We start from the raw sequence: 3,463 nt of genomic DNA, 5'->3' as shown, positions 1-3,463 counted from the left end.
AATGGTTGTCCGGCGGCGTCCTACTCTCCCACCCCGTCTCCAGGGCAGTACCATCGGCGCTGAGAGGCTTAGCTTCCGGGTTCGGAATGTTGCCGGGCGTTTCCCTCTCGCCATGGCCGCCGTAACTCTGTGAACATGTGCAACCCGCCAGGTGTGTTCGGCTGGTTGGGTGTTCAGAACCGCACAGTGGACGCGAAGCATTCTTCGTTAAGTGACTGTGACCGTGTTCCCGCACCCCCGGGAGGGGGTGTGTGTGGTCAAGTCCTCGGCCTGTTAGTACCGGTCAGCTCCACACCTTGCGGTGCTTCCACTTCCGGCCTATCAACCCGCTGGTCTGGGCGGGGGCCTTACCCGGTTGTCCCGGTGAGAGACCTCATCTTGAAGCGAGCTTCCCGCTTAGATGCTTTCAGCGGTTATCCCTGCCGAACGTAGCCAACCAGCAGTGCACCTGGCGGTACAACTGGCACACCAGAGGTTCGTCCGTCCCGGTCCTCTCGTACTAGGGACAGCTCTTCTCAAGTCTCTTACGCGCACGGCGGATAGGGACCGAACTGTCTCACGACGTTCTAAACCCAGCTCGCGTACCGCTTTAATGGGCGAACAGCCCAACCCTTGGGACCTACTCCAGCCCCAGGATGCGACGAGCCGACATCGAGGTGCCAAACCATCCCGTCGATATGGACTCTTGGGGAAGATCAGCCTGTTATCCCCGGGGTACCTTTTATCCGTTGAGCGACACCGCTTCCACATGCCGGTGCCGGGTCACTAGTCCCAGCTTTCGCTCCTGCTCGACCCGTCGGTCTCACAGTCAAGCTCCCTTGTGCACTTGCACTCGACACCTGATTGCCAACCAGGCTGAGGGAACCTTTGGGCGCCTCCGTTACATTTTGGGAGGCAACCGCCCCAGTTAAACTACCCACCTGACACTGTCCCTGATCCGGATCACGGACCGAGGTTAGACATCCAATTCGACCAGAGTGGTATTTCAACGGCGACTCCACGGACACTGGCGTGCCCGCTTCACAGTCTCCCACCTATCCTACACAAGCCGAACCGAACACCAATATCAAGCTATAGTAAAGGTCCCGGGGTCTTTCCGTCCTGCCGCGCGTAACGAGCATCTTTACTCGTAGTGCAATTTCGCCGAGCCTGTGGTTGAGACAGCTGAGAAGTCGTTACGCCATTCGTGCAGGTCGGAACTTACCCGACAAGGAATTTCGCTACCTTAGGATGGTTATAGTTACCACCGCCGTTTACTGGCGCTTGAGTTCTGAGCTTCGCCCCGAAGAGCTAACCCGTCCCCTTAACGTTCCAGCACCGGGCAGGCGTCAGTCCGTATACATCGTCTTACGACTTCGCACGGACCTGTGTTTTTAGTAAACAGTCGCTTCTCACTGGTCTCTGCGACCCCCCTCCGCTACCCCGCGCAAGGCGGTTCACGGGAAGGGGTCCCCCTTCTCCCGAAGTTACGGGGGCATTTTGCCGAGTTCCTTAACCACAGTTCGCTCGATCGCCTCGGTATTCTCTACCTGACCACCTGAGTTGGTTTGGGGTACGGGCCGCTCGGAACTCGCTAGAGGCTTTTCTCGGCAGCATAGGATCATCCAATTCGCCTCATTCGGCTATGCGTCAGGCCTCACCCTCGTGCGGAACGGATTTGCCTATTCCGCGGGCCACACCCTTGCACCGGTACTACCACTCACCGGTAGGACTACCTTCCTGCGTCACCCCATCGCTTGCCTACTACCAGTCCGGGTCCCGCGCTAGAACCCGAGCCAACCCTCGAAAGAGCTGGTCACGGGCGTTCGGGCGGTTAGCATCGCTGGGTTCAGCATGGGCGTTCCTTCGCGGGTACGGGAATATCAACCCGTTGTCCATCGACTACGCCTGTCGGCCTCGCCTTAGGTCCCGACTCACCCTGGGCGGATTAGCCTGGCCCAGGAACCCTTGGTCTTCCGGCGGGGGAGGTTCTCACTCCCCTCTCGCTACTCATGCCTGCATTCTCACTCGCGTGGCGTCCACGGCTGGATCACTCCGCCGCTTCGACCGCCACACGACGCTCCCCTACCCATCCACACCCCTGGCCGGCCCTTCAAGAGGACCGGCGGGGACATGTGTGAATGCCACGGCTTCGGCGGTGTGCTTGAGCCCCGCTACATTGTCGGCGCGGAATCACTTGACCAGTGAGCTATTACGCACTCTTTCAAGGGTGGCTGCTTCTAAGCCAACCTCCTGGTTGTCTCTGCGACTCCACATCCTTTTCCACTTAGCACACGCTTAGGGGCCTTAGCCGATGATCTGGGCTGTTTCCCTCTCGACTACGAACCTTATCGCCCGCAGTCTCACTGCCACGCTCTCACTTACCGGCATTCGGAGTTTGGTTGACGTCAGTAACCTTGTGGGGCCCATCGGCCATCCAGTGCTCTACCTCCGGCAAGAAACACGTGACGCTGCACCTAAATGCATTTCGGGGAGAACCAGCTATCACCGAGTTTGATTGGCCTTTCACCCCTACCCACAGCTCATCCCCCAGGTTTTCAACCCTGGTGGGTTCGGTCCTCCACGCGGTCTTACCCGCGCTTCAACCTGGCCATGGGTAGATCACTCGGCTTCGGGTCTAGGGCACGCGACTGTGTCGCCCTGTTCGGACTCGCTTTCGCTACGGCTACCCCCCACGGGTTAACCTCGCCACGTACCACTAACTCGCAGGCTCATTCTTCAAAAGGCACGCAATCACCCCAGCCCGAAGGCTTAAGGCTCTCACGGCTTGTAGGCACACGGTTTCAGGTACTATTTCACTCCCCTCCCGGGGTACTTTTCACCTTTCCCTCACGGTACTTGTCCGCTATCGGTCACCAGGGAGTATTCAGGCTTAGCGGGTGGTCCCGCCAGATTCACACCGAATTTCACGGGCTCGGTGCTACTTGGGAAACATGCTCGGGAGGCAACGCGTTTTCGTGTACGGGGCTCTCACCCTCTACGGCGACCCCTTCCAGAGGCCTTCCACTAACGACGCTGCTTTCTCACTCCCCGCCAGTCCGGCAGAACTGACTGAGCCGTCCCACGACCCCGCTCCCACAACCCCTGCCGGGTATCACATGGAAACGGTTTAGCCTCATCCGCTTTCGCTCGCCACTACTCACGGAATCACGGTTGTTTTCTCTTCCTGTGGGTACTGAGATGTTTCACTTCCCCACGTTCCCTCCACACGCCCTATGTGTTCAAGCGCGGGTCACACCACATGACTGGTGCGGGGTTCCCCCATTCGGAAATCCTCGGATCAACGCTCGGTTGACAGCTCCCCGAGGCTTATCGCAGCCTCCTACGTCCTTCATCGGCTCCTGGTGCCAAGGCATCCACCGTGCGCCCTTAACAACTTGGCCACACAAAAACACCGCACAACCAGCGCCCGGAAGGACACTTGCTGTGCGGGCCTACAAGAACTCTGCAATCAGAGTCAAAA

At 58.9% G+C, this 3,463-nt stretch carries 2 rRNA genes; both read right to left on the bottom strand.

The window, feature by feature from the left end:
* Nucleotides 1-7: 7 nt before the first annotated feature.
* Nucleotides 8-124: ribosomal RNA gene (gene rrf, locus ACI78T_RS20795) — 5S ribosomal RNA — on the bottom strand.
* A 129-nt stretch (nucleotides 125-253) separates the two neighbouring features.
* Nucleotides 254-3,383, bottom strand: a 23S ribosomal RNA gene (locus ACI78T_RS20790).
* Between the last annotated feature and the right edge of the window lie 80 nt (nucleotides 3,384-3,463).

Source organism: Blastococcus sp. SYSU D00922, assembly GCF_054050495.1.
The sequence above is the reverse complement of the archived record's forward strand: the minus strand, read 5'-3'. Positions and strand labels throughout refer to the sequence as shown.